Below are 654 nucleotides of genomic sequence, written 5' to 3' on the forward strand. Positions count from 1 at the left end.
TTGAATTCCACATGGCCGGCTTCCAGAAACACCCGGTTGAGCAATTCCTTGTCGCGCACCAACGCGTTGATTACCAGATCCTTAAGGTCAAACACCCGGGTAATATTGCTTTTGATGTCCTCCATGATCTGCTCGACCATGTGCGGCGCTTCGTTCTGGATCCGCTGGATAATCAGCCGCTTCACCGATTCCGGTGCCGCTTCCCACAGGCCCGGCTGGTATTCCGCCGCCACTTCCCGGGTGATGTCTTCCACCGACTGAATCAGCGGATCACGAATTTCCTCCGCTACCCGGTGGGGGTCCAGCTTGTTGAACACATCCTCCGGTTTCAGCAACCGTTCCATCATCAAATCGCAGGCGATGCTGGCCATGGTGGCCGCCTTGCTCGGTACGATGCCCTGCCACCCGAAGAAAGGGCGCCAGCCGACGAATGTCAGTGGTTTGAACATCATCTTGATGGCCACCACCTTGGTGCCATAACCAATGGCCGCTGCCACAAACGGCATGGACAGGTAGAGAATCCAGTTGGCTTGCAGGTCAGCCAGTATCAAATTCAAATCGGTAATCACGGGCTACTCCTCAACGTCCGTAGGGGTGGTCATTAACGCCCACAATTGACGGCCCAGCGGACTGATCCGCAGGGTTTCCCGGCGC

The 654-nt window shown here is 56.6% G+C and carries 1 protein-coding gene; it reads right to left on the minus strand.

The features are described from left to right. A partial coding sequence (locus tag A3754_RS04900) for a DUF445 domain-containing protein (RefSeq protein WP_156496804.1) occupies nt 1-569 on the minus strand: 569 nt, incomplete at its 3' end. Nucleotides 570-654 lie beyond the last annotated feature (85 nt).

It is taken from the genome of Alcanivorax sp. HI0083 (assembly GCF_001635175.1).